This window comes from Lentzea sp. CC55 (genome assembly GCF_021056325.1).
Classification (GTDB): Bacteria; Actinomycetota; Actinomycetes; order Mycobacteriales; family Pseudonocardiaceae; genus Lentzea; species Lentzea jiangxiensis.
Genome location: NZ_JAJCXE010000021.1, coordinates 55,020 through 77,935 on the forward strand (window position 1 = coordinate 55,020; position 22,916 = coordinate 77,935).

Annotated in this window: 22 protein-coding genes, 1 tRNA gene and 1 other RNA gene; 11 read left to right on the top strand and 13 right to left on the bottom strand. The window is 71.5% G+C overall.

What is annotated here, in order from left to right; translation table 11 throughout:
* Window positions 1-30 precede the first annotated feature (30 nt).
* Complete coding sequence (locus L6E10_RS15280; protein WP_236220191.1) at window positions 31-498, top strand: MarR family winged helix-turn-helix transcriptional regulator; 468 nt, start codon at window positions 31-33, stop codon at window positions 496-498.
* On the opposite strand, the gene L6E10_RS15285 is transcribed toward L6E10_RS15280, so the two are convergent.
* From L6E10_RS15285 to L6E10_RS15300, 4 genes are all read right to left on the bottom strand, one after another.
* Window positions 487-1,506 carry a DUF2399 domain-containing protein gene (locus L6E10_RS15285; protein WP_236220192.1) on the bottom strand — a complete coding sequence of 340 codons (1,020 nt, stop codon included), beginning with the start codon at window positions 1,504-1,506 and terminating at the stop codon, window positions 487-489. The genes L6E10_RS15280 and L6E10_RS15285 overlap by 12 nt on opposite strands.
* A gap of 123 nt (window positions 1,507-1,629) precedes the next feature.
* Window positions 1,630-5,682, bottom strand: coding sequence for a TIGR02680 family protein (locus L6E10_RS15290; protein WP_236220193.1), 4,053 nt, complete (start codon window positions 5,680-5,682; stop codon window positions 1,630-1,632).
* Window positions 5,679-6,872, bottom strand: coding sequence for a TIGR02678 family protein (locus L6E10_RS15295; RefSeq protein ID WP_236220194.1), 1,194 nt, complete (start codon window positions 6,870-6,872; stop codon window positions 5,679-5,681). The genes L6E10_RS15290 and L6E10_RS15295 overlap by 4 nt, the downstream gene beginning before the upstream one ends.
* Window positions 6,869-8,341 carry a DUF2397 family protein gene (locus L6E10_RS15300; RefSeq protein ID WP_236220195.1) on the bottom strand — a complete coding sequence of 491 codons (1,473 nt, stop codon included), beginning with the start codon at window positions 8,339-8,341 and terminating at the stop codon, window positions 6,869-6,871. Before L6E10_RS15300 ends, L6E10_RS15295 begins: the two co-directional genes overlap by 4 nt.
* A 72-nt stretch (window positions 8,342-8,413) precedes the next feature.
* On the opposite strand from L6E10_RS15300, the gene L6E10_RS15305 reads away from it, so the two are divergent.
* Entirely contained in the window at window positions 8,414-9,346 is a 933-nt protein-coding gene (locus L6E10_RS15305) for a cobalamin biosynthesis protein (protein WP_236220196.1), read from the top strand.
* Here the strand turns inward: L6E10_RS15305 and L6E10_RS15310 are convergent.
* The 5 genes from L6E10_RS15310 to L6E10_RS15330 all read right to left on the bottom strand — a co-directional run bounded on the left by L6E10_RS15310 (window position 9,254) and on the right by L6E10_RS15330 (window position 12,366).
* Window positions 9,254-10,078, bottom strand: a complete 825-nt coding sequence (locus L6E10_RS15310; RefSeq protein WP_236220197.1) for an SURF1 family protein — start codon at window positions 10,076-10,078, stop codon at window positions 9,254-9,256. The genes L6E10_RS15305 and L6E10_RS15310 overlap by 93 nt on opposite strands.
* A gap of 21 nt (window positions 10,079-10,099) precedes the next feature.
* Complete coding sequence (locus L6E10_RS15315) at window positions 10,100-10,654, bottom strand: PIN domain-containing protein (RefSeq protein ID WP_236220198.1); 555 nt, start codon at window positions 10,652-10,654, stop codon at window positions 10,100-10,102.
* Window positions 10,655-11,113 carry a helix-turn-helix domain-containing protein gene (locus L6E10_RS15320; RefSeq protein WP_236220199.1) on the bottom strand — a complete coding sequence of 153 codons (459 nt, stop codon included), beginning with the start codon at window positions 11,111-11,113 and terminating at the stop codon, window positions 10,655-10,657.
* 93 nt (window positions 11,114-11,206) lie between these two features.
* Window positions 11,207-11,935, bottom strand: coding sequence for a fructosamine kinase family protein (locus L6E10_RS15325; RefSeq protein WP_236220200.1), 729 nt, complete (start codon window positions 11,933-11,935; stop codon window positions 11,207-11,209).
* Window positions 11,914-12,366 carry a low molecular weight protein-tyrosine-phosphatase gene (locus tag L6E10_RS15330; protein ID WP_236220201.1) on the bottom strand — a complete coding sequence of 151 codons (453 nt, stop codon included), beginning with the start codon at window positions 12,364-12,366 and terminating at the stop codon, window positions 11,914-11,916. Before L6E10_RS15330 ends, L6E10_RS15325 begins: the two co-directional genes overlap by 22 nt.
* A 150-nt stretch (window positions 12,367-12,516) precedes the next feature.
* Here L6E10_RS15330 and L6E10_RS15335 point away from each other — a divergent pair, with 150 nt between their 5' ends.
* From L6E10_RS15335 to L6E10_RS15350, 4 genes are read left to right on the top strand one after another with little or no spacing between them, the layout of a single operon-like run.
* A complete protein-coding gene (locus L6E10_RS15335) occupies window positions 12,517-12,723 on the top strand; it encodes a hypothetical protein (protein WP_090104856.1) in 207 nt (68 codons plus the stop codon).
* Between the two features lie 36 nt (window positions 12,724-12,759).
* The gene (gene cobC / locus L6E10_RS15340) at window positions 12,760-13,755 is read left to right on the top strand and encodes an Rv2231c family pyridoxal phosphate-dependent protein CobC (RefSeq protein WP_236220202.1); all 996 of its coding nucleotides are present in this window, start codon (window positions 12,760-12,762) and stop codon (window positions 13,753-13,755) included.
* Window positions 13,752-14,576 carry a Nif3-like dinuclear metal center hexameric protein gene (locus L6E10_RS15345; protein ID WP_236220203.1) on the top strand — a complete coding sequence of 275 codons (825 nt, stop codon included), beginning with the start codon at window positions 13,752-13,754 and terminating at the stop codon, window positions 14,574-14,576. The genes cobC and L6E10_RS15345 overlap by 4 nt, the downstream gene beginning before the upstream one ends.
* The gene (locus tag L6E10_RS15350) at window positions 14,573-15,310 is read left to right on the top strand and encodes a zinc ribbon domain-containing protein (RefSeq protein WP_236220204.1); all 738 of its coding nucleotides are present in this window, start codon (window positions 14,573-14,575) and stop codon (window positions 15,308-15,310) included. Before L6E10_RS15345 ends, L6E10_RS15350 begins: the two co-directional genes overlap by 4 nt.
* 72 nt (window positions 15,311-15,382) lie before the next feature.
* Here the strand turns inward: L6E10_RS15350 and L6E10_RS15355 are convergent, their stop codons facing one another.
* Together L6E10_RS15355 and L6E10_RS15360 are read right to left on the bottom strand one after the other, a co-directional pair.
* Complete coding sequence (locus L6E10_RS15355) at window positions 15,383-16,585, bottom strand: HNH endonuclease (RefSeq protein ID WP_236220205.1); 1,203 nt, start codon at window positions 16,583-16,585, stop codon at window positions 15,383-15,385.
* 95 nt (window positions 16,586-16,680) lie between these two features.
* Window positions 16,681-16,763, bottom strand: a tRNA-Leu gene (locus tag L6E10_RS15360).
* 60 nt (window positions 16,764-16,823) lie between these two features.
* Here L6E10_RS15360 and L6E10_RS15365 point away from each other — a divergent pair.
* Window positions 16,824-17,960, top strand: coding sequence for a bifunctional RNase H/acid phosphatase (locus L6E10_RS15365; RefSeq protein WP_236220206.1), 1,137 nt, complete (start codon window positions 16,824-16,826; stop codon window positions 17,958-17,960).
* Here the strand turns inward: L6E10_RS15365 and L6E10_RS15370 are convergent.
* A complete protein-coding gene (locus L6E10_RS15370) occupies window positions 17,953-18,474 on the bottom strand; it encodes an NAD(P)H-dependent oxidoreductase (RefSeq protein WP_236220207.1) in 522 nt (173 codons plus the stop codon). The two genes, L6E10_RS15365 and L6E10_RS15370, sit on opposite strands and share 8 nt — an antisense overlap.
* 172 nt (window positions 18,475-18,646) lie before the next feature.
* On the opposite strand from L6E10_RS15370, the gene rnpB reads away from it, so the two are divergent.
* The 3 genes from rnpB to L6E10_RS15385 all read left to right on the top strand — a co-directional run bounded on the left by rnpB (window position 18,647) and on the right by L6E10_RS15385 (window position 21,911).
* Window positions 18,647-19,027, top strand: an RNA gene (gene rnpB / locus L6E10_RS15375) — RNase P RNA component class A.
* A gap of 17 nt (window positions 19,028-19,044) precedes the next feature.
* Complete coding sequence (locus tag L6E10_RS15380; protein ID WP_236220208.1) at window positions 19,045-20,169, top strand: threonine synthase; 1,125 nt, start codon at window positions 19,045-19,047, stop codon at window positions 20,167-20,169.
* A gap of 155 nt (window positions 20,170-20,324) precedes the next feature.
* On the top strand, window positions 20,325-21,911 hold the full coding sequence (locus L6E10_RS15385) for a DUF6345 domain-containing protein (protein ID WP_236220209.1): 1,587 nt from the start codon (window positions 20,325-20,327) through the stop codon (window positions 21,909-21,911).
* Between the two features lie 46 nt (window positions 21,912-21,957).
* Here L6E10_RS15385 and L6E10_RS15390 read toward each other — a convergent pair whose 3' ends face one another.
* Window positions 21,958-22,221 carry a hypothetical protein gene (locus L6E10_RS15390; RefSeq protein ID WP_236220210.1) on the bottom strand — a complete coding sequence of 88 codons (264 nt, stop codon included), beginning with the start codon at window positions 22,219-22,221 and terminating at the stop codon, window positions 21,958-21,960.
* Window positions 22,222-22,636: 415 nt separating this feature from the next.
* Between L6E10_RS15390 and L6E10_RS15395 the strand changes: the two genes are divergently transcribed.
* Complete coding sequence (locus L6E10_RS15395) at window positions 22,637-22,915, top strand: hypothetical protein (protein ID WP_176960163.1); 279 nt, start codon at window positions 22,637-22,639, stop codon at window positions 22,913-22,915.
* The last annotated feature ends 1 nt before the right edge of the window (window position 22,916 follow it).

Here is a 22,916-nt window from a genome sequence, read left to right on the forward strand (position 1 = left end):
TCTGCGTCAAACGTGTTTTAGGATGAGGTGGTGACGGAGCCGATCTATTCGTGGCTGTACGTGCAGCAGGGCGTGGACGCCGTGAAGGCCGCGCTGGGGCGGCGCATGGAGGCCGAGGCCGGGTGCTCGTTGCTGGAGCACGTGGCGCTCTACCAGCTCCACCACAACGGCGGCCGGCTGCAGATGTCCGAGCTCGTCGAGCTGCTCGACGTCAGCCCGTCCGGTGTGACGCGCTTGGTCGAGCGGCTGGTCCAGCGCGGTTGGGTGCGCAGGGAGCAGCCCGCGGACAACCGGCGGCTGGTCATCGCGGTGCTCACGCCTGAGGGCGAGGAGGCGTGCGTGGGGACGACGGCGCGGGTCTACCGGGCGTCACTGGCCGAGGAGTTCACCGAGTTGCTCAGCGAGCGCGACCTCGCCGACCTGCGGCGGATCGGGCGCAAGCTGATGGAGGGGCACGACCGGTGGGACGTGAAGAGGTTCGCGCCGTCAGAGCAGTGACGGCAGCACGTGCTCCTCGGTGACCACCAGCCCGGTGGTGGCCATGGTCCCGGCGAGGTCGGCGTCCCAGCTCGCCTCCACCGGACGGCTGTTCAGCGTCGGCAGCTCCACGCCGCGGGCGATCAGCGTGGCGACGGCCTCCCGGTAGTCGGCTGAGGACATCCGCCACGCCGTTCCGCCGGTCCAGGCGAGGACCTCGTTCACGACCCGGATGCCGTCCGGCGTGAAGTCGTTGTGGCACAGCACGGTCTTGCCGTCCAGGTGGTGCTTCGCCTGCGGCGTCAGGCCGTGCGGCAGCACCACCAGCGGGCCGGGCAGGCCGGACTCGAGCAGGCGCGGGTTGCGGACGACGGTGACCTCGTCCGCCTCGAGCGTGTCGTGCAGCGTCAGGTAGCCCTGCGAGGTCAGGACCGGGTCGCCGTAGGCGTCGCGGAGCACCCCGGCCCGCTCCCAGTCGAGTCCCGCCAGCGCCAGTGCCCTGTGGACGATCCGGGTGAGCGGCCTGCCGTCGTCGAGGTCGTTGCCCGCCAACGCGAACCGCGTCGTCCACCGCCGCGGCTCCGGACGCAGCCGGGCGAGGACCACCGCGGCCTGGTTCGCGATCATCGGCAGCGCGGGCTGCGGGATCTTGCCGTACCGGCGCACGTGCTCGATCCACTCCGCGGCCCACGGCTCGCCGAGCAGCCCGTGCTCGCGCAGGGCGAACCTCAGCACGGCATCGGCCGTCGAGGCCTCCTGGGTGGTCGAGAGGCCGATCGGCCTGCCGTGCACCGACTCCAGCACCTCGGGCAACGTGCTGCCGTGCGCGCGGAGGTGTTCGTCCAGGCGCGCCAGCGAGATCTGCCGGCGTGCCGGGTGGCTGATCGGCTTGCGCAGCAGCTCACCGAGGACGGCGGCGGTCTCCGCGTCCTCGACGCGGAAGCTGAACGCCGAGCGGCCGCCACCCTCCAGCGTCTCGCGGGCGAGGCGCCAGAAGGCCTCGAGTTCGGGGCGGTCGTACTCGGTCACCACCCCAACTTAGGCCTCCCGGAGTGCCGCGGTCGACGCCGCCCGGGGGATCGCGCCGCGCGACGGGCCGGGTGCCGTGACGGTGCGCCGGGTCAGGGCCCCGCTCGGCACCGAGGTGCCCTCCTAGGGGTCGACCCGGTCCAGGGCCGCGCCGTCCCACGTGGTCTGCGTGCACGCGACACCACGGCCGTTCTTGGGCCGCAGCACGTCGTAGATGTGCATGCGCGGGATCTTGTCGGACACGCCCCACCCGCTCGGCCAGGTGATCACCCAGTCCATGTCGAGGTCGACCAGCAGGCCCAGCATGCGCGCGATGGTCGGGTCGTCGAGGCGTTCGAAGGCCTCGTCGAGCAGCACCAGCCGCAGCGGGTCGAACTCGTCGCTCACGGCGTCGTAGAAGCTCGCCGCCGCCGCGAACAGCGTCACGTACGAGATCAGGCGGGTCTCTCCGGACGAGAGCTGCCGCAGCCGCCGTTCGCGCGGGTTGCCGTCCGGGCCCGTGTCGGCGACGGTCACGGTGAACTGGTGCCACGTGCGGTAGTCGAGCGCGCGCGACAGGATCTCGGCGTAGCCGCCGGAGTGCGCGTCGCGTTCGTTCTCGATCCGCTCGGTGAAGACGCGGCGCAGCGTGGCGTCCTGCTCGGGCGTGCGTTCGCCGAACGGCAGCCGCACGAGCGCAAGCGCTTGCCGCGTCGAGTCGTCGAGGGCGCCGGACGACTTCCACGCCAGCTTGACGTGCACGCCCTGGCTCGAGCGGGCCTGGCCGAGGACCTCGTTCATGCGCTTGGTCAGGTCCTCGGCGACGGTGATCTGGCCGCGCAGCCACTCGGCCAGGTCGCGGATCAGGTAGTCGGCGAAGATGCCCTGGTAGCGCTCGTCGAGGAACCCGCGCTGCTCGGCCAGCTTCGTCGTGACCTGGCGGGCGGCGACGGCGACGGGCTTCGCGCCCTCCTCGCCGGTCACCGTCACGGTCAGCAGGCCCGCGTGCTGCTCGGCGGCGATGTCGTGGCTTCCCGCCAGCGAGGTCTGCAACGCCTGCAGCTTCGCGATCACGGTCGCCTCGGTGCCGCCGCGGCGGTCCGGGGTCTCCGCGATCAACGCCCGCACCGACGCCTCGTCGTCGGCGTCCTCCCGGTCCGGGAACGCGGCCGCGACCAACCCCGGCGCGCGCACGGCCGCCGTGAAGGTGGCGCTCGCCCGCCGCTTCGCCTCGGCGGCTTCGGCGACCTGCGTGGCGTTGGTCTCCAGCAGCGCTTCCAGCTTCGCCGCCTGCTCGCGCGCGGTCGTGATGCTCTCGCGCACGCCCTTGAGGTCCTCGCGCATCCTCCTGCGCGCCTTCTCCAGCGACGTGAGCTGCTCGCTGATCTCCCTGGCCTCACCGCCGACCGCGTCGGTCAGCTCGGCGAGGGTGCCGGCCTGGGCCGCGTGGTCGACGCAGCGGCTGTCGGCGTCGGCCTCCGCGGTCTGCCGGTCGGCGACGGCCTCGTGGTAGCGGTGCGAGGCGTCGGTGAGGTCGGAGATCGTTCCCCGGCAGCGCCTCCTCACCGCGTCGCCGAGCAGGTCGGCGGTCCGCTGGGCCTCACCCGCGGCCGCGCGGGCCTGCCGCAGCGCCTCGGTGTCCGCGGGCAGCCCCGCGTCACCGGCCTGGCGGGTCAGCTCCGACCGCGCCGCCTCCAGCCGGGAACCGGCGTCCTCCAACGCCTCCCGCAGTTCGGACGTGCGCTGCCGCGACCGCGCGGCCGACTCCTCGGCGGCCTGGAGACGGCTGTGCTTCGCGATCAGCTCGCCGTCGCCGGGGAACGCCGCCAGGTGCGCCTCCCAGGTGGCGACGTGCTCGTGGGCGCGGGCCAGCTCGTCCTCGGCGGTGCCGAGCCGGGCGCGGAGATCGGCGAGTTCCTCCTCGAGCGCGGCGATGCGCCGGTCACGGGCCGCCTGCCGCGCGCCCGCGCCGATGAACTCGGCCTCCGGTTTGGTCCAGCGGCCGGTCAGCACGCCCGAGCGCCACACGCCGTCCGTGGTGAGGCTCAACGTGTCCCGGTCGTCCAGCGACACCGCGCGCAGCAGGTCCGCGACGAACCCCTCCGGCACCGGTGAGCCCTCGACCGCGGGCACGAGCACGTCCGCGAGGGTGCGGCCGCCGACCGGTGAGCTCGCCACGGCCAGCACGTCGTTCAGCTCGGTGTCGGCCAGCGTGACCCAGGCGTCGAGCAGGCCGCTCGCCTGCAGCGCGGCCTCCAGCCCGGCGCGGCCGGCGTCGGTCAGCGACGGCGCGAAGTCGACCAGGCGGTAGAACGGCGCGCCCTGGGAGGCGTCGCGGTTCGCGGAGACGTACTGCCCCGGCACGGGCACGCGCTCGTTGCCCGAACGCAGCCCGACCAGCTCCTCGTCCAGCGCGTCCAGGCGGGCGCGCAGCTCGGCGCGTTGCTGCGTGAAGGCGTGCGCGGCGTCGCGGGCCTTGCGCACCAGCGGTCCCGCCCACTCGCGTGCCGCCGCGCCCAGCTCCTTCGCGGCGGCCGGATCGGCGGTCCCGGGCAGCCGCAGCGCCTCGGTGGGACGTTCGTCGAGCAGCGGGCCGCTCGACGCCCACACCTCGACCTGCTCCAGCCAGGCCTGCACGACCTCGGCGAGCTCCTGCGCCTCCTGGTTGCGCAGCGACGTCGACTCGGTCGCGCCGAGCTGGGCGTCACGGGCCTTCTGCCGCAACGACTCCACCTCGCGCTGCTGCGCGTCCAGTGCCAGCGCCTGCTCGTGCAGCGCCAGGGCGAGCGCACCCCGCTGCCGTGCCAGGGAGGCGATGCCGGCGGCCTGGTCGACCACCGAGTCGAGCGCGGCCAGCACGCCCTCGGTGGCGGCGGCGGGCGGCACGCGGCGTTCGATCGGCAGCGGCCCGGCCTCGGGATCCGGCTTGGCGCGCACGGAGTCCGTCGTCGTCGTGGCCTCGGCCGCCGGGACCTGCGGCACCTCCGGCGCCAGACCGGCGTCCATGCCGGCCAGGCGCAGGTTCTCGCGCAGCGGGTCGCTCAGCGCGTCCGCGGCCTGGAGGTCCTCCGCCAGCCGCCGCAGCAGCCGCAGCACGGTGTCGACGGCCGCGTCCTCCTGGGCGCGCTGGCGGTGCGCCGCCTCGAGAGCGGCGACGGCGGAGGAACGCTTCTCCGCCACCAGGTTCTCGCGCGTCTTGAGGTCCTGCAGATCGCGGAACGCCGGCAGCTCCTTCAGCGCCGCGATGGTCTCCTCGGCCTGCTGCTCGCCGGTCTCCATGTCGGCGAGGGCCTGCTCGGCCGCCGCGCGCTCCACCCGCGTGACGTCGAGCTCCTGCGTCAGCTTCGCCTGCTCGCGCTGGAGCTTCGCCACGGACTTCTCGGCGGCCTCCAGCCGTTCGGAGGCCGAGCGCAGACCGCCGAACGCGTAGTCCCGGTAGGTCTTGAGGAACGTGCCGAGCGCACTGTCCGCCGAGGACAGTCGCACGATGTTCTCGCGGATCGACTCCAGGTCGTCGAACGACGTCGCCAGCTGCTCGACCATCGCCTGGTCCAGCGGCGGCAGCGCGTCGGAGAGGATCTGCTCCAGCTGGCCCTCCAGCACCTTCAGGCCGACGTCCGGGTTGCGCAGCGTCCGCTGGAGGTGCAGCAGGTCGCCGTAGCGGGCCGCGGGCACGCCGTAGACCGTCTCGGCGACCTTGGCGCGGAACGCGGGCTCCTCGAACATGCAGTCCGCGCCGATGAGGTCGCGCAGCTGGGCCGGGCCGTGCGGGACGCGTTCCGGGCCCGCGAGCCGCAGCTCCGCGCCCACGCGCAGGGGCGTGACGAAGCGCCACGAGTCCGTGATCGCCTGCGAGGTCTTCGACGCCTTCACGCCCAGGCCGCACGTCAGGTACTCGTTGCCGCTGTGGTCGGCGGCCTCGCGGATCAGCTCGACCCACGCGTAGCCGATGCGGTTCGGGCCGCCGTCGTAGTCGTCCAGCATGAGGCGCCGCAGGCTGACGGTGTCGAAGCCCTTCGAGCCGAGCTGGCGCAGGTCGCCGTCGAGGCACAGCGGGAGCAGCAGCTCGAGCGTGCGGGACTTGCCGGAACCGTTGGTGCCCTGGAAGATCGCGCGGCCACCGGAGAAGTCGAACGTCTGCTCGGTGTACTGCCAGATGTTGACCACGCCGCCGCGGTGCAGCCGCCACCTGCTCATGAAACGCTCTCCTCGTCGAACAGGGACCAGCTCGGCACTTCGCGCACCACAACGGGTTCGGGTTGTTCTCGTTCCGGGTCGCCGTCGGGCGACGGCAGCCAGCGGTGCGCGGCCGCGCTGATCGACCACGCGCCCTCATCGGTCCTCACGGCGAGCCCCATGCGGCGCAACAGCTCCGTCACCTCGGCGACCAGGCGGTCGAGGTCGTCGGTGAACTGCTTCGACCACGCGGCGGGGTAGTCCTCGACCAGACCGGCGCACACCTCGCGGATGCGGCCGGCCGTGACGACGTGCCGTGCGGGCGCGACCTCCTCCTCGCCGTCGAGGAGCTCGGGCAGCGCGAGCAGCGTGATGCGCGCGACCGTCGAGACGCCGGGGAACGACAGGTCGGTCAGGAACTCCTCCGGGTCGGCGGCCAGCACACCCTCGACCCGGCACTCGGTGTGCAGGCCGAACGCCTGCTCCAGCAGCGCCGTCTCCTTGCGCTGGTTGCGCCGCAACCACTCCGCCTGGTCGTCCGGCAGGTCCGCGTACAGCACCAGCGGCGTCTCGACGAGCTTGCGCCGCACCGCGTGCTCGACGCCGCGCGGACCGGGACGCGCCGCCAGTTCGACGAGGTGGGCGGGGCTGTGCGCCTCGCCGACTGGGCCCGTCACGAGCTGGCCCAGCAGGTCGGTGTCGATCGTGATCAGGGCTTCCTGCGGCAGCAGGTCCTGCGCGACCGAACCCTCGGTCTCGTGGAGCACGCCGAGGGAGACGAGGTGGCGCAGGGCCGAGGTGAGCGCACGCCGTTCGGTGACGTCGTCCGGTGCGCCGATGCCCGCTTCCACCGCGGCGGAACGGATGTCGGCGACGAGCCGGGACAGCAGCGTCTGGCGGCCGGTGCCGGTCAGCACGGCGAGGGTCAGCGCCAGGTAGGCGTAGCCGCGCGGGGACATGCTGAGCACGCCGCGCGTGTCGTCCTCGCCGGGACCGGACTTGTAGAGGCGCGCGAACCGGCGTTCCACGACGAGCCGGTAGCCGAGCAGGCCCGCGAAGAGGTCCTGCAACGTCGCCCGGTGCCGGTAGACGAGGCCCAGCAGCTCGCCGTCGGGGCCGTCGGAGCGCAGCAAAGGCCTGCGCAGCAACGTTCGTGCGCACCGCACCACGTTCGCGGCGTCGATCTCGGAGAGGTTGTCCAGGTGGTTCATCGCTTCAGCGCCACCGTCGCGTCGTGCAGGGTGAGCGTCCCGGCGGCGGACCTGATCCGGGTCGTGGTGCCGTGGGCGATCTCCAGCGCGAGGCCGCGCACGGGGTCGCTGGCCGATCCGGCGTCCTGCGGGGAGTCGCGCTGGGCCATCGCGAGCGTCAGCAGCTCGCAGAACACCTCCAGCGCGCCGTGCGTGAGCGTGGTGTTCTCCAGGTCGCCCGCCGCCCGGGCCAGTTCGGCGACGTGCCGGGCGCGGATCTCGTCCGCCTCGCGGGCCTCCGCGAGCAGCGACTGTTCGGTCATCGGGTCGTCGAGGATCCGGGACGGCCTGCCGCGGCCGCCGCGGTCACCCCTGCTGCGGACCGACACGGTCACGTCGCAGACCGGGCCGTCGCGCCACGGCGTGCGTTCGTTGTCGGAGTCGTGCTCCGGCGCGGGGGAGAGGTGGCGCGAGCTGTAGAGCCCGAACGCGGAGGCGTAGATCTCGTGCGCCTGCTCGCGGGTGGAGTTGTCGAACCAGGCCGCGAGCTTGAGCAGTTCGGCACGCCGGCCGGGCAGCAGGCCGCCCCCGGACGTCGCGCGCTTCACGCTCGCCAGCAGGCTGCCGATCGCGCGGGCCGTCGCCTCGCGCAGCGCCGTCACCTGGCTCGGACGGCCGGGGCGGTCGACGAACCAGTCCGTCAGCTCCTGCCAGTCCTCCGGCGTGCGGCCGCGGGCGCGTTCGACGTGGTGGCCGAGGTCGGTGCCGAGCAGCCTGAGCAGCTCCGCGCGGGCCTTCGCGAGACCGGCGAGGGCCGCGGCGATCGGCGGCGTGAACTTCAGCACGTCCTCGACGACCCGCTGGATGTACTCGACCAGCAGGTTGCGGAAGCCCGCGATCTCCTCGGGCGCCAGGTGGTTCCTCGTGACGACCTGGCCGAGGTAGGCGTAGAAGTCGCGGACGGTCGCCGCGAGCTCGGCGTGCTGCAGGAACAGCGTGGTGACGCGTTCGGCGAGCAGCTCCTTCGTCTTGTCGCCCTCGTTGAGGAGGGCGACCGACAGCGACCCGCCCAGCTCGTTGAGACCGCGTTCGATGGCGGGCAGCAGCTCGCGGGAGACCTCGCGGGCGCCCTCCGGCACCCGCAGCAGCTCGTCGACGTCGCGCTGGACGCGGACGGCGAGCTTCGAGACCTGGTAGCGGACGCTGCCGTGCTGGAACTCGGCGATGCTGGCCGCGACGACCTCGCGCCGGCCCTGGACGAGGTTGCCCCACTCGACCAGCTGCTTGAGGCGGTTGATGACGTTCTCGATGCGCGACTCGCCCTGCTCGACGCGGCCCTCGCGCTCCTGCCCGGCCAGCGCCCCGGCGACCTCGCCCGCCGACAGGTCGGCCAGCAGCGTGGAGGTGAACAGCCGCATGATCGCCAGGTACGTGCGCTGGTGATCGCGCGCGTCCAGGTAGGCGTACAGCTTCAACCGCTTGTGCTCCACGACCGGCCACCCTAATGCGCGACCCGACCCGGCCCGGCGCTACCGTGCCTTCGACGAGCTGGGGAGGATGCCGTGGGCGCGGGTCGCGCGTTGGGGTTGTTGCTGGGCGTGGCCGCGGACGCGGTGTTCGGCGATCCACGCCGATTTCACCCGGTAGCGGCATTCGGTTCGTCCGCGGCGGCGCTGGAGAAGCGCCTGTACGCCGACTCGCAGGCCGCCGGTGCCGTGTACTCCGCCGTTCTCGTGGGCGGCACCGTGGCCCTGGGAGTGGCCGTGGAACGCGCCTCGCGCCGCCACTGGCTGACGCAGGCCCTGGCGACCGGTGCGGCGACCTGGGTGGTGCTCGGCGGCAACTCGCTGGCCACCGAGGGCACGTCGATGGGCCGTGAGCTCGCGGGCGGCGACATCGAGGCGGCCCGCGACCGGCTGCCGAACCTGTGCGGCCGTGACGCGACCCGGCTCGACACCACGGGCCTGGCGCGCGCGACCGTCGAGTCGGTGGCGGAGAACACCTCCGACGCCGTCGTGGCGCCGCTGTTCTGGGGTGCCGTCTCCGGCGTTCCCGGGCTGCTGGGATACCGGGCGGCCAACACGCTCGACGCGATGGTCGGCCACCGCTCGCCCCGCTACCTGCGCTTCGGCTGGGCCTCGGCGCGCCTGGACGACCTGCTGAACCTCGTGCCCTCGCGGCTGGCCGCACTGCTCACCGTCGGCGGCGCCCCGGTCGTCGGCGGCTCGGCCTCGCAGGCGCTGGAGACCTGGCGCCGTGACGCGTCAGCGCACCCGTCGCCCAACGCGGGCCAGGTCGAGGCGGCGTTCGCCGGAGCACTGGAGATCAGGCTCGGCGGCCGCACCGCCTACTCGCACGGCGTCGAGGAACGCCCGGTGCTGGGCCACGGCCGCAACCCCGACTCAGGGCACGTGACGCGTGCCGTGGAGCTGTCCCGCGTCGTCGGGTTCGGGGCGGGCGTCGTCAGCGCCTTCATCGCCCTCTTCCGCAAGTAGCTCGGCGATCGACTTCTTGCGCTTCTTCGTGCCGCTCTCGTGCAGCACCCCGCCCGGCTTCGCCTCGCGGATCGTGAAGTACAGCCAGCCACCGACCGCCATCACACCGAACGCGATCCACTGCAGCGCGTAGGAGAAGAACGGCCCGGACTCGATCCGGGGCAGCGGCAGCGAGGCGATCACGCCCGGCTGGCCCTCGAGCAGCTGGAAGTAGCCGGGCTCGATGCCCTGGCCGACCGCGTCGTTGTTGATCGAGTAGATCTGCCTGCGGCCGTCCTGCTCGAAGGCGGGCTGATCGTTCGACTCGTTGGGCCGCGCGAGCCCGATGAGCGTCACCTCGCCGGTCGGCGGCGCCGCGAAGTCCGGCGGCTTGATGCCGTTGACCGGCCGCACGTACCCGCGGTCGATCAGCACCTTGCGGCCCGTGGTGGTCTCGAACGGCGTGATGACCTCGAACGCCGCCTCGCCCTGGACCGTGCGCAGCCGCGCGAGCGCCTCGAGCTCCGGCAGGTAGCGGCCCTTGACCTCGACCTTCTGCCACTCGTCGTGCCGCCCGCCGTACGGGGCCGGGTCGCTCCCCAGCGACTTGGTGATCGCGGAGTTCTGCGCCTGACGCTCGTCGTTGCGGCCGAACTGCCACGGCGACAGGAGGTAGACGCAGGCGCCCGCGAACACCCAGACGGCCAGGGTCAGCGCCAGCCAGCCCGGCTTGAGGAGGAACTTGAACCGCACGTCTTCACGGTAGATGACTGTTCAGAGCGCCCGGAGTTCGGCCACCGACTGGACCAGGCCACAGCGTTCGAGAGAGGCGAGGACGTCCTCGATCGTCCCGGGAGGGGTCCGCCACGAGTTCGCGATCTGCTGGGCGCAGCTCCACACGACCTTGGCGTCGAGCCCGATCTGGTCACAGACGAAGTCGTCCGCGTCTTTGAGGTCGATGTCCCACTGCTGAAGGGCTTCCGGTGGGAAGTCCTTGACGTTGTTCGTCACGATCACCTGGGCGCGAGCCCGGACCGCCGCCGCGAGCACGTGCCGGTCGTCCGGATCAGGCAGGTCGAGCGCCGGGACCAGCGGCTCGTACCCGGTCACGAGACAGTCCCGGACGGCGGTCAGCATCAGCGAACGGGTCCGTCCCAGCTGCGCTTCGGACAGGTCCGGCCGGTTCTTCCGGATGTTGCGGAACACCTCGTCCAGGATCTGTTCAGTCCACTTCGCCTGGACGAGACCTGCTGCCGCGATCCGGATCAGCAGGTCTCGCAGAGTGCTCGGGTAGAGGACGTTGGCGTCGTAGACGACGACGAAGCTCACTCAGGCCATGCCCATCTCTTGCGTGAGCGCTGACAACTCGTCGGCGGCCCGTCGCCGCCGCTGGTCGTCCGAGCGCATGTACTCCATCAAGGACGCAGCCTTGATGCGGCGGTGCTTGCCCACCATGCGGTACTCGATCTCGCCCGCCTTGAGCAGACCGATCAGGTATGGACGTGACACGTTCAACATGTCCGCGGCCTGTTGCGTGGTCAGTTCCGCGTCGGCGGGTACGACGGACACACCGTGGCCGGCGGCCATGTAAGCGAGGATCTGGGCGAAGAGTTCGACCGCGGCGCGTGGCAGGACCAGGACGTCGTCGTTCTCCTCGACCCTGACGCGGACGTCACTCTCGTCGTCATGATGGCTGTGCAGGTATGCCTTGACCCTGCTCACAGCGGCATGGGCGGTGACGACGGCGTCATCGTCGGGCTGGACAGCTCGTAGTGCTGCAGAACTCATCGGTCCCCTCCTTCCGCTATTCGAATTATCTGCAACATTCGAAGCAAACGCAACGCCGCTTTGGAGTGAGCGGGGACTTGTGGAACCGAGTCGTCACCGCAAAGCCGCCCGAGCCGCCGCCACGGCCTGCGCCCGGTACCCACCGCCGAACAGCACGGCGTGCACGAGCAGGGGGAACAGCTGGTGCAACGGCACCCGCGCCTCCCACCCGTCGGCCAGCGGCGCGACCTCCCGGTACGCACCGAGCACGTGGTCGAGGAACGGGCAGCCGAACAGTTGGAGCATCGCAAGGTCGCTCTCGCGGTGCCCGCCGTGCGCCGCCGGGTCGATGAGCCACACCTGCCCGTCGGCGCCCCACAGCACGTTGCCGCTCCACAGGTCGCCGTGCAGCCGTGCGGGCGGTTCCGGCGGACCGGCCAGCTCCCGGATGTTCGCGCACACCTCGCCCACGTCGATGCCCGCTTCCCGCGCGTACGGCTCGATCCGCTGTGACGCGAACCACTCCGGCCACTCCGGCGCGGGCTCGTTGACCAGGGGCGCCAGGCCGATCGTGGCCTCGCGCGGACCGCCGGGCGGCGGTGAGCCGAACGCGTCCGCCCCGGCGAGGTGCAGCGCGGCGAGACGGCGCCCGAAGGTCACGGCCGCCCGGGGATCCGGCTCGCCGTGGGGGATCTCGTCGATCACCAGCTCGCCCCCGGACGCGCTGTGGACGAACGGGACCGGCGGGCCGCCGTCGACCCGCAGCCAGCGCAGGCCGGCCGCCTCGGCCGCGGTCGCCCGGGGTGACTGGCGCTTCGTCCTCAGAGCCGCTCGCGAACCCACGCGACCAGCCCCGGCATCGCCGCCTCGGTCATGACGAGCACCTCGTCGAAGCCGGCCTCGTCGCCGTAGTAGGGATCCGGCACGTCCGCGCCGTCGGCGTCCGGGTCGAACGAGCGGAGCAGCCGCACGCGGTCCGGGCCGGCCATCCGGCGCAGCGCCCGTGCGTGACCCGCGTCCAGCGCCACCAGCAGGTCCGCGTCGAGGTGCTCCGGCCCGACCTGCGCTGCCACGTGGTCGACGGGATACCCGTTGGCCGCCAACGCCTTCAACGTCCGCGGGTCGGCGGGGTCGCCGACGTGCCAGCCGCCGGTGCCGGCGCTCGACACCCGGACCCGGGACGACAGCCCTTCCCGCGACAGCCACTCGCGGAAGACGAGCGCCGCCATGGGGGACCTGCAGATGTTGCCGGTGCAGACGAAGGAGACGTGCATGCCGCGCAGCCTAGGCCGTTGAGCCGGTGCCGGTCGTCGAGCACAAGTAGGCTCGGGAGATCACGTTGTCCGCCGGAGGTTGAGCACCGCCGCACGGTAACGCTCAACCGTTGTCGCAAGATGTACGGACAAACGACATGGAGGCCGCCCATGCAGACAGGTACCGACGTGCCCCCGCAACGGGAGATCATCGGGTGCACCGACGCCCTCGGGCGCCGTCGTGCGTTCGAGGTGTACCTCAACGAGAAGGGTCGCGTCTGCTTCCGCACCCCGCCCGGTGAGTCCGCGCAGCTCGACACGTTCCAGCTGGACGAGCTGATCAGCCACCTCACCGAGCTCCGCCGCTACATGCAGTGACGTGGAGCTCTGGGCCGGTCGCCTAGAATCCGCGCGATGACCAGCCCAGACCTGCGCCACCACGGTGACGTCGACGCCGCACCCGGCCTCGCCGACTTCGCCGTCAACGTGCGGGTGCCGCACCCGCCCGCCTGGCTGCGCGAACGGCTGGCCGCGGCGCTCGGCGAGCTCGGGCGTTACCCCTCGCACCAGGCAGAAGAGCGCGCCCGTGAGGCCGTCGCACGCCGCCACGGGCGCTCGCCTGACGAGGTCCTGCTGCTCAACGGCGCCGCCGAGGGCTTCGCGCTGCTGCCGAAGCTCGCGCCCCGCCGTGCCGCGATCGTCCACCCCGGCTTCACCGAGCCCGAGGTGGCGTTCCGCGACGCCGGGATCCCGGTCGAGCACGTGCTGCTCGACGGCGACTTCCGCCTGCGCGACGTCGTGGCGGACGCCGACCTCACCGTCATCGGCAACCCCACGAACCCGACGTCCGTGCTGCACGAGGCCGCCGCGCTCAAGGCGCTGCCCGGCAGGCTGGTCGTCGACGAGGCGTTCATGGACGCCGTTCCCGGTGAACCCGAGTCGCTCGCGCACGACCCCGACGTGCTGGTGCTGCGCAGCCTCACCAAGACCTGGGGCCTCGCCGGCCTGCGCGCCGGGTACCTCCTCGGCGACCCCGAGACCCTGCGCCGCCTGGCCCACGGCCGTCCGCACTGGCCCGTCGGCAGCCTGACGCTGGAAGCGATCACCGCGTGCTGCGAGCCCTACGCGCTCGAGCAGTCCGCGCGGTTCGCGGAGGAGGCCGAACAGCACGCCGCGTATGCCTTGGAGCAGCTCCAAGACCTGGTCGTGGTGCCGCCGAAAGCGCCGTTCCTGCTGGTCAAGGCGCCCCGCGGCGCGCGCGTGGCGTTGCGGGACAAGGGGATCGCGGTCCGCCGCTGCGACACGTTCCCCGGCCTCGACGACACGTACCTGCGCGTGGCGATCCGGCCGCCGGAGGAGTTCGCGGTGTTCGTGGACGCGCTGCGGGTAGTGATGGAGGAACTGGCGTGAAGCTCGCCGACGTGATCGCGGTCCTGGAGTCCGCGTATCCGCCGAAGACCGCGGAGAAGTGGGACGCGGTGGGCCTGGTCTGCGGCGACCCGGCCGAGGACGTCACCAGGGTGCTGGTCTGCGTCGACCCCGCCTCGTCCGTTGTGGACGAAGCGGTCGAGGTCGGCGCGCAGCTCGTGGTCGCGCACCACCCGTTGCTCCTGCGCGGGGTCAACGGTGTTCCCGCCGACGACCCCAAGGGCGCGTTGGTGCACAGGTTGATCCGCAACGGCGCCGCGCTGTACTGCGCGCACACCAACGCCGACAGCGCGTTGCCGGGCGTGTCGGACGCGCTGGCGCGGGCCATCGGCCTCACCGTCACCGGCCCGCTCGAACCGGCCGAACCCGAGGGCACCGGCCTCGGCCGCATCGGAGAGCTGCCCGAGGCCGAACCGCTGAGCGCCTTCACCCGGCGCGTGGCCGGCGCCCTGCCCGCCACAGTGCAGGGCGTGCGTGCCGCGGGCGACCCGAACAAGCTGGTCAAACGCGTCGCCGTGTGCGGCGGAGCGGGTGACAGCTTCCTGGAGGCGGTCAAGCGAGCGGGCGTCGACGCGTACGTGACGGCCGACCTCCGGCACCACCCCGCCCTGGAGCACGTCGAGTCCGGCGGCCCCGCACTGGTCGACGTGGCGCACTGGGCCAGTGAGTGGCCGTGGTGCGAGCAGGCGGCCGAGATCCTGCGCGCGGCCGTCGGCGGTAGGGTCGACGTACTCGTCTCCACCCGCCGGACCGACCCGTGGACCGTCGGCGCGTCGAGCACAGCAGCAGGAGGACATGCGTGAAAGCCGATCCCGCAGTGCAGCGCAGGCTGCTCGACCTGGCCCAGGTCGACGCCGAACTGGCGCGTGTGACCCACCGTCGCCGCACGCTGCCGGAGATCGCGGAGATCGCCGAGGCCGAGCAGCTCGTCCGCGCCAAGCAGGACGCACTGGTGGCCGTCGAGACGACCCTGGGCGACCTCGACCGCGACGTGAAGCGCCAGGAGACCGAGATCGACCAGGTCCGCGCCCGCGGCGAGCGCGACCGCAAGCTGATGCAGTCCGGCTCCGTCGGCGCCAAGCAGCTCACCGACCTCGAACACGAGCTCGCCACCCTCGAGCGCCGCCAGGGCATCCTCGAGGACGACCTCCTGGAGCTCATGGAACGCCGCGAGGCGGTGGAAGCCGACGTCTCCTTCGCCAGGGTGGAACTCGACAAGGCGGGCGAGAAGCTCCAAGACGCGCAGGGCCGCCGCGACGCCGCCCTGGCCGACCTGGAGGCCACCGAAACCCGCCGCACCGCGGACCGCTCGGTGATGGCCAAGGGCTTCCCGGACGACCTGCTGAAGGCCTACGACCGCCAGCGCGAGCAGCGGGGCATCGGCGCGGCCCTCATCCAGTCCCGCCGCTGCGGCGCGTGCCGCATCGAGCTGGACCGCAGCGCCGTCTCGAAGGTCAAGGAGGCGGCGGCCGACGAGGTCGTGCGCTGCGAGGAGTGCGGAGCGATCCTGGTCCGCACGACGGAGTCGGGCCTGTAGAGCCGGGCTTCACGTGAAGGGCCGCCCCAGCCGGGCGGCCCTTTTGCTTTCTGCACGGCAAGGCCCTCGTCGCTAACCGCGAAAGACGTTGTCGCGGTGCCACGTGAAGTACTGCCGGGAACCGGTGCGATGTGCCCCGCAACGACGGCCGTGCAGCTCGCTCAGGTGATCGCGCAGCCGGCCGCCGAATCCGTCCTCGAACCGGGCGAGAACGCGACCGGTGTCGTCCACGGTGACGTGACCGGACTCGAACAGGCTGTCGCACCCGAACTTGCAGGCCAGCATCGCCACGTTGGTCAGGTCGTTGCGCTCGTCGTCGGTGCACAACGACCGCCTCTTGATGTGCGCCGCGACGAGGAACTCCTCCGGGTAGTCGTGTCCGCACAGGTCGCAGGGTGCGGAGGTCCGGCCGCCGAGCAGCAGCCTGCGCAGTTCCCGCTGCTCCTTACGGATCGTGACCTGTGCGGTCCCGTCGAGCACGGCGAACTTCCGGATGCGCACCGGGAACTCCGGGTCGTGCAACGTCACGACGGCGGGCCGGAGGGTCACGACCGTTCCGGGGATGGTCGCCAGCACGGCGCCTACGAATGCGGAGCGGTGACCCAGCTCGTCAACATTCACGAGCACGGATCCCTGCGCGTACAGCTTCTCCAAGCCGGCCTCGACGTCGCGAACGTCGACCCACTGTCCCAGCGGCGATCGTCCGGTGGAGACTCGAACTCGCTTCTGCTCGGCTTCGATGATGGTGTTCACGTTGCCGGTCACCGTCTCGATGGGATCGCCGATGAGGGAGCGCAGCAGGGCCAGCGCGTCCGGCGCCTTGCCGCGGTCGGCCGGTTTCGCGAGATCCGTGGCCAGGCGGTCGGCGTCGTCGGCGGCGTAACCGGGCACCCGCAGCCTGAGCCGGATCTGCTTGGTGGCGTTGCCGTCGCCGCTTCTGCCGATCTTGCCCTGCGCGCGGCCCAGTTCCTTGCGCAACGCCCCGATGTCGGGCGTCGCGGCCAGGACGACCCGTGAGTCGATGATGGTGCGTTCCGCCTCGGGCAGGTGCTTGACCTGAGCGGAGTCAACGACGCCGCTCTCCAGTGCTGCGCCGCGCTCGCGAAGGCGGCGCAGCAGGAGTTCCAGGGCGAGGTTGTACTGGTGGTTGCGGCCGTGCGGACTGCCGTTGACCTTGCCGCCCGCGCTCCTCATGACCAACGCCAGGTGGTCGCCGTCCGGCTCGATCTCGAACTCTGCGTTGAGCACGACGCCGGCGTCGTCTGTTGCGCGCATGCCCAGATCATCGGCGCCTGGTGAGGCGGGGTTACTGAGGGTTTGCATAGCGGCAATGCAAAAGGGCCCGTCCCGCAGGACGAGCCCTTCATCTGTGTCCGAGGGGGGACTTGAACCCCCACCCCCTTGCGGGGACTAGCACCTCAAGCTAGCGCGTCTGCCATTCCGCCACCCAGACTGATGTGAACAGGATACAGAGTGCCGGGAGGGGTCTGAACGCGGGGTTACGATCGGCCCCGTGAAGGTCATCGTCGAGGCCGACGGCGGGTCACGGGGCAACCCCGGACCTGCTGGTTACGGGGCCGTGGTCAGGGACGTTCGAAGCGGCGAGACGCTGGCCGAGCGCAAGGGGTTCATCGGGGTCGCCACCAACAACGTGGCCGAGTACCAGGGGCTGATCGCCGGGCTGAGGGCTGCCAGGGAGCTCGACGCCGAGACGGTCGCGGTGCGGATGGACTCGAAGCTCGTCGTCGAGCAGATGTCCGGGCGCTGGAAGATCAAGCACCCCTCGATGCAGCCTCTCGCGAAGGAAGCCCAGGCACTCGCCCAAGCGTTCAAGGCGATCACGTACGAGTGGATCCCCCGCGAGCGCAACAAGCAGGCCGACCGGCTCGCGAACGAGGCCATGGACGACGAGAAAGCCGAGAAAGCCGAAAAGACCGAGAAAGCCGAAAAGACCGAGAAAGCCGAAAAGACCGAGAAGGCCGAGAAGACCGAAAAGGCCGAGGGTGCCCGGCAGCCGCACTGGAGCGGCGCTGTGGGGGAGCCCACACGGCTGGTCCTGCTGCGGCACGGGCAGACGAGGCTGTCGGTCGAGCGGCGCTACAGCGGACGGGGTGACCACCCGCTCACGGAGCTCGGGCTGGAGCAGGCGGAGAGGGCCGCGAAGAGGCTGTCCACACTGGACGGCATCGCGGCGGTCATCTCGTCGCCGCTGCAGCGGGCTCAGCAGACCGCGCGGAAGGTCGCGGACGCGGTCGGCCTCGAGGTCGTCACCCACCAGGGGCTGATCGAGACCGACTTCGGCGCGTGGGAGGGGCTGACGTTCGCCGAGGCGAGCGAGCAGGACCCCGAGGTGCACCGGAGGTGGCTGGGCGACACGAGTGTGAAGCCGCCGAACGGGGAGAGCTTCGACGAGGTGCACGCGCGGGTCAGGAAGGCCCGGGCGGACATCATCGCGAAGTACGGCGGCAAGACGATCGTGGTCGTCAGCCACGTCACGCCGATCAAGACGCTGCTCCGCCAGGCGCTGGACGTCGGGCCGCAGTTCCTGTTCCGGATGCACCTCGACCTGACGGGGGTGTCGATCGCCGAGTTCTACCCCGACGGGCACGCGTCGGTGAAGCTCGTCAACGACACGTCACACCTCAGCTGACCTTCCGCAGGCGCGGGGTCAGCGCGAGCATCAGCCGGTCGGCCGCCGCGTCCAGGGCCGCCGAGGCCTCGGGGGTGCCGACGTTCTGGTCCAGCACGAACTCGCCGCGCACGACCTGGTCGGCGCCCTTCGCGGCGAGCAACGGGTGCAGGGCGTAGTCCATGGCCACGAGGAAGCCCTGGCTGCCGCCGGTCGCCAGCGGCAGCACGGCCCGGCCGCGCAGGGCCTTCTTGGGCAGCAGGTCGAGCAACGCCTTGACCAGGCCGCTGTAGGCGGCGCGGTACACGGGGGAGGCGACCACCACGCCGTCCGCCGCCAGCACGCTGCTGACCGCGGAGGCGATCTCCTGGTCCCGCAGGTCCTCGGTGAGCAGCGGCAACGTGGGCAGCGAGCGCACGTCGAGCAGGGTGACGCGGTGCCCGGCGGCTCGCAGCACGCCGGCCACGTGCGCCACGACGACGCCGGTGGGCGCGGAGTGGGACGGCGCGCCGGAGATGATCAGCAGATCGGACATGACGGGGCTCCCCGAGGTCGCGGACGGTGAGAACGCACTCAGCGGAGGCAACACAGGCTGGCTGCCACGTGGCCGTGGTCGACGTGGCGACGTCGTGTCATGGGCGAAGTCAACCAACGTCCGCACCGGTGGACAACCGGTTCCAGCCGCTGGGATATCCTCGGGGTGCGGATGAGTCGGCAGGGCGGCCGCGGCGCGCGAGCGTCGAGGAAAGTCCGGACTCCACAGGGCAGGGTGGTTGTTAACGGCAACCAGGGGTGACCCTCGGGACAGTGCCACAGAGAACAGACCGCCTCGGCGTCAGCCGGGGTAAGGGTGAAACGGTGGTGTAAGAGACCACCAGCGCCCCAGGTGACTGGGGCGGCTAGGTAAACCCCACCCGGAGCAAGGCCAAAAGGGCACGCGAGTGCCTGCGCGAGCGTTCGAGGGCTGCCCGCCCGATGCTCGCGGGTAGGCCGCTAGAGCCTGCCGGCGACGGCAGGCCCAGATGGATGGCCGCCGACTGGGACCTCGGTCCCACGAACAGGATCCGGCTTACATGCCGGCTCATCCGCCTGTATGCATGACGTCATGCTTTCGCACCTGGAATGCGCCCGTTGCGGCCGCGAACACGACGCGGACGCCGTCCAGAACCTCTGCCACGAGTGCGCCTCGCCGTTGCTGGCCCGCTACGACCTCACCCGCGTGCGGCGGCCGAACGACGACAACAGCCTCTGGCGCTACCGCGACGTCCTCCCGGTCCGCGACCCCGACCCCGCGTTCAGCCTCGGCGAGGGCATGACGCCGCTCGTGCCGCTGCCCGCGCTGAGCCGGGAGCTGGACGCGAAGATCCTCATGAAGGACGAGTCGCTCGTCCCCACGGGCTCGTTCAAGGCACGGGGCGCGGCCGTCGGCGTGGCGCGGGCCAGGGAGCTCGGCATCAAGGGCATCAAGATGCCGACCAACGGCAACGCGGGCGCCGCCTGGGCCCTGTACGCGGCTCGCGCGGGCCTGCGCAGCGTCATCGCGATGCCCGAGGACGCCCCGCTGATCACCCGCGAGGAGGTCGAGGCGAGCGGCGCCGAGCTGCGGATCGTGCCGGGCACCATCGCCGACGCCGGCAGGGCGATCGCGGACGTCGACCTCTTCGACGCGTCGACGCTGCGGGAGCCGTACCGCATCGAGGGCAAGAAGACGATGGGGTACGAGATCGTCGAGCAGCTCGGCTGGCGCGTGCCGGACGTGATCGTCTACCCGACCGGCGGCGGTGTCGGGCTGATCGGGATCCACAAGGCGCTCCTGGAGATGCGCGAGCTCGGCTGGATCGACGGGGAGCTGCCGCGCCTGGTCGCCGTCCAGTCCACCGGCTGTGCGCCGATCGTCCGGGCGTTCGACGGGGGACGGGCCGAGTCGGCGTTCTGGGACGACGCCTACACCAGCGCGTTCGGCATCAACGTGCCGAAGCCGCTGGGCGACTTCATCATCCTGCGGGCCATCGCGGAAACCGGTGGCACCGCGATCGCCGTGACCGACGAGCAGATCGAGGCCGACCGGGCCGAGTGCGCACGACGCGAGGGCGTCTTCCTGTGCCCCGAGGGCGCTGCGACGATCAGCGCCGTCCGGGACCTTCGGCGGTCCGGCTGGCTCGGAGCGCGGGACGAGGTGGTCGTGCTCAACACCGGAGCGGGCATCAAGTACCCAGCTGTCCGCCTCTAGGTTCGTTGCCGCGCCAAGGGCGTTACAGAACTTCGGCCGTTCGGGTGGTGCGTCCGGGGCGCTGTGCCACTCCCGGTATCACGAGCGGGAACACCTGATCCTCCTGTCAGACGGCCGGCCCCTGCAGCCGGCCGTCACCCAGGGAGGGAAAAGACATGCAACGCAAGCTGACGGTGGTGCTGGCCCTGTCCAGCCTCGTCGCCGCCGGGGCGGCCGGTGTCGCGCACGCCGATGCCACGGAGCTGCCCGTGTACGGGGTGACGAGTTCCGGTCTCGACCAGGAACAGGCCCAGAGGCTGCAACGGGCCTTCGGTCTCGAGGACGTCCAGAGGTCCGAGGCGGGCGCGGTGGCGTTCGCCGACGAACGGCGCCACCAGTACCTGCCGACCGTCGACAAAGGACAGGGCAAGCCGGACGAGGACGGCAACGCCACCACGCAGACCGCGCTCGACACCGAAGCGTTGAAGCGCATCAGGACCATCTCCACCGAAGAGGCCACCAAGCGCGCCCAGGAAGGGCTCCGCACCGCCGGTGTCCTGCCCGCCAACGCCGCGCCGACCGCGCAGCACACGACGTTCGAACTCGCGGATCCCAACGGCCGCAACACACTCACGGCCAACCTCGACACGAGCGTGTCGTACACGTTCCAGCTCGGCGGCCTGCCGCTGGAGGGCGAGGGTGCGAACATCCGCGTCTCGTTCGACGCGCAGGGCGTGACGGCGGTCAGCCACGCCGCCCGCACCTACGACGAGGCCGGCACCGTCAAGGTGAACGACCTCGCGCACGGAGCCAAGCTGTGCGCCGAGTACCTGGGCGCCGAGGTGAAGCCCGACGTCTCCTACGTCTACGTCGCACCGCCGCTGGAGCAGCGGGTCGACAGGATCGAGCCGTCCTTCCGCTGCACCGGCCGCAACTCCGACGGCGGCGCCCCGCAGGCCATCACCCTGCCCGCCGCGGTCGGCGCCGAACTGCCCGTTCCGCAGCCGCCGCAGTCCCCGCGCCCCGAAGCGCGGTTCGAGGTCCAGGCGGGCGGCACCCAGGTCGGCAGCGAGGGCACCGGCACCTGCTCGGGCCTGCCGAACACCGCCGCGAACATCGGCACGTTCAACACCGAAGCGGGCAACCACGGCATCCCGCAGGCGTTCAGCTGGCTCGACCACAACGCGTGGGAGAGCGACTTCAAGGACCCGGCCTTCGCGGGCGGCCAGGACACGTACTGGGCCGACGACGTCGACCTGACGTACTGGCAGGGCCACGGCAGCGGCACCGGCTTCTACTTCACCGGCTGCTCGAACCACAACGACACCAAGCTCTCGAACACCGAGGCGCGCTGGGGCAACGGCGACGTCGAGTGGATGAGCCTCTTCACCTGCCTCGTCCTCGAGGACTCGACCGGCGGCCAGAACTGGGCGCAGCGCTGGGGCCAGGCGTTCCGCGGCCTGCACCAGATCAACAGCTTCACCACGGTCAGCTACAACTCCGCCAACCACGGCGGCAAGTTCGGCCACTACATGTGGCGCTCGCCGTTCCTGTGGTGGAACAAGCCGATGAAGGTCCGCGACGCGTGGGCGCAGGCCAGCATCGACACGCAGCCCGCGTCCGTGCGCTGGGCGAGCATGGGCGTGTACCTGCCGGCGACCGGCGGGCTCGGCAACTACAACGACTACTTCTGGGGCAAGGGCGCGGTCGGGCCCGACTACGCCTCGACCGGCTGGTTCTGGAGGATCTCCGGCACCTCGTGACCGTCCGCCCGGCCGTGCGGCCCGGTGACCTCCCGGTCGCCGGGCTTCACCGGTTCGCCGGCCGCCCGGACGGCATCCGCAGCACCGGCCGGAACGGCTCCCCGCCGTTGTAGAGCTCCTCCAGCTCCGTCACGTACGCCAGCACGGCCGGGTTGACGATGTCGGCGAGCGACCGCACCCCCGCCTGGGGTTCGTACGACGCGAGGTAGGTGGCCGCCGCACGGGCCCGCTCGAGCACGGAGCGGTCGAAGTTGATCGTCCGCTGGACCCGGCGCCGGGATTGCGGGGTCTGCCCGGTAGGCTCGTCCACGCCTGGAGCACTAGGGGAGGCTGTGATTCCGTCCACACTTCCGTCCGGCACGAGGTCAGGTTCGAGCATGGGCGAATCTCCTCGGAGTCGTAGCTCCGGGCCGCACCCGCGGCGGGGTCGCGAACCGGCCGTTCAGGGCAATCACATGAGTGTGCACGTGCGTGGGTTCAGGACGCACGCACTGTGGGTGACCAGCGCGCCCGCAGTCGGGTGAACCTTGTCGGCGACGGAGAGAATCTTGGGACGGGTGTTCCCCACTGACGTCTCCTCGGTGATGATGTGTCGGCCAGATTAGACGTAATTCTCCCCAGGGGGAACGGCCAGTTGATCAACAGCCCGCAGCAACAGCCCCACACGTCGTGACGAACTCGTGTTCTACTCGTAGCGCCAGCCCTCGCGCACTCTGGAGTAAGAAATGACCGCCATGGACCTGGTGACACTCGCTCAGCAGCAGCCGACGGTGCCGGGCACGGGCAATGTCCGGAACTGGATCCTGGACAACATCGTCCCGCTGCTCCTGCTGACAGTCGCGCTCCTGCTCCTGTGGCTGGGTGGCGGCAAGGGCGACAACGCGGGCGTCATGCGCCGCCTCGGCGGCGTGATCGTCGCTCTGGCCATCATCGGCCTCGCCGTCACGACCGACGCTGGCGCGAACATCGGCCAGTGGCTCGCCGGTTTGTTCGTCGGAGGCTGAC

What these genes read in the sequence shown, in the direction of transcription:
- L6E10_RS15290 (WP_236220193.1), bottom strand. Translation starts at nt 5,682, where the DNA reads ATGAGCAGGTGGCGGCTGCACCGCGGCGGCGTGGTCAACATCTGGCAG.
- L6E10_RS15295 (WP_236220194.1), bottom strand. Translation starts at nt 6,872, where the DNA reads ATGAACCACCTGGACAACCTCTCCGAGATCGACGCCGCGAACGTGGTG.
- L6E10_RS15320 (WP_236220199.1), bottom strand. Translation starts at nt 11,113, where the DNA reads ATGAGTTCTGCAGCACTACGAGCTGTCCAGCCCGACGATGACGCCGTC.
- L6E10_RS15330 (WP_236220201.1), bottom strand. Translation starts at nt 12,366, where the DNA reads ATGCACGTCTCCTTCGTCTGCACCGGCAACATCTGCAGGTCCCCCATG.
- L6E10_RS15335 (WP_090104856.1), top strand. Translation starts at nt 12,517, where the DNA reads ATGCAGACAGGTACCGACGTGCCCCCGCAACGGGAGATCATCGGGTGC.
- cobC (WP_236220202.1), top strand. Translation starts at nt 12,760, where the DNA reads ATGACCAGCCCAGACCTGCGCCACCACGGTGACGTCGACGCCGCACCC.
- L6E10_RS15355 (WP_236220205.1), bottom strand. Translation starts at nt 16,585, where the DNA reads ATGCGCGCAACAGACGACGCCGGCGTCGTGCTCAACGCAGAGTTCGAG.
- L6E10_RS15370 (WP_236220207.1), bottom strand. Translation starts at nt 18,474, where the DNA reads ATGTCCGATCTGCTGATCATCTCCGGCGCGCCGTCCCACTCCGCGCCC.
- L6E10_RS15380 (WP_236220208.1), top strand. Translation starts at nt 19,045, where the DNA reads ATGCTTTCGCACCTGGAATGCGCCCGTTGCGGCCGCGAACACGACGCG.
- L6E10_RS15385 (WP_236220209.1), top strand. Translation starts at nt 20,325, where the DNA reads ATGCAACGCAAGCTGACGGTGGTGCTGGCCCTGTCCAGCCTCGTCGCC.
- L6E10_RS15395 (WP_176960163.1), top strand. Translation starts at nt 22,637, where the DNA reads ATGACCGCCATGGACCTGGTGACACTCGCTCAGCAGCAGCCGACGGTG.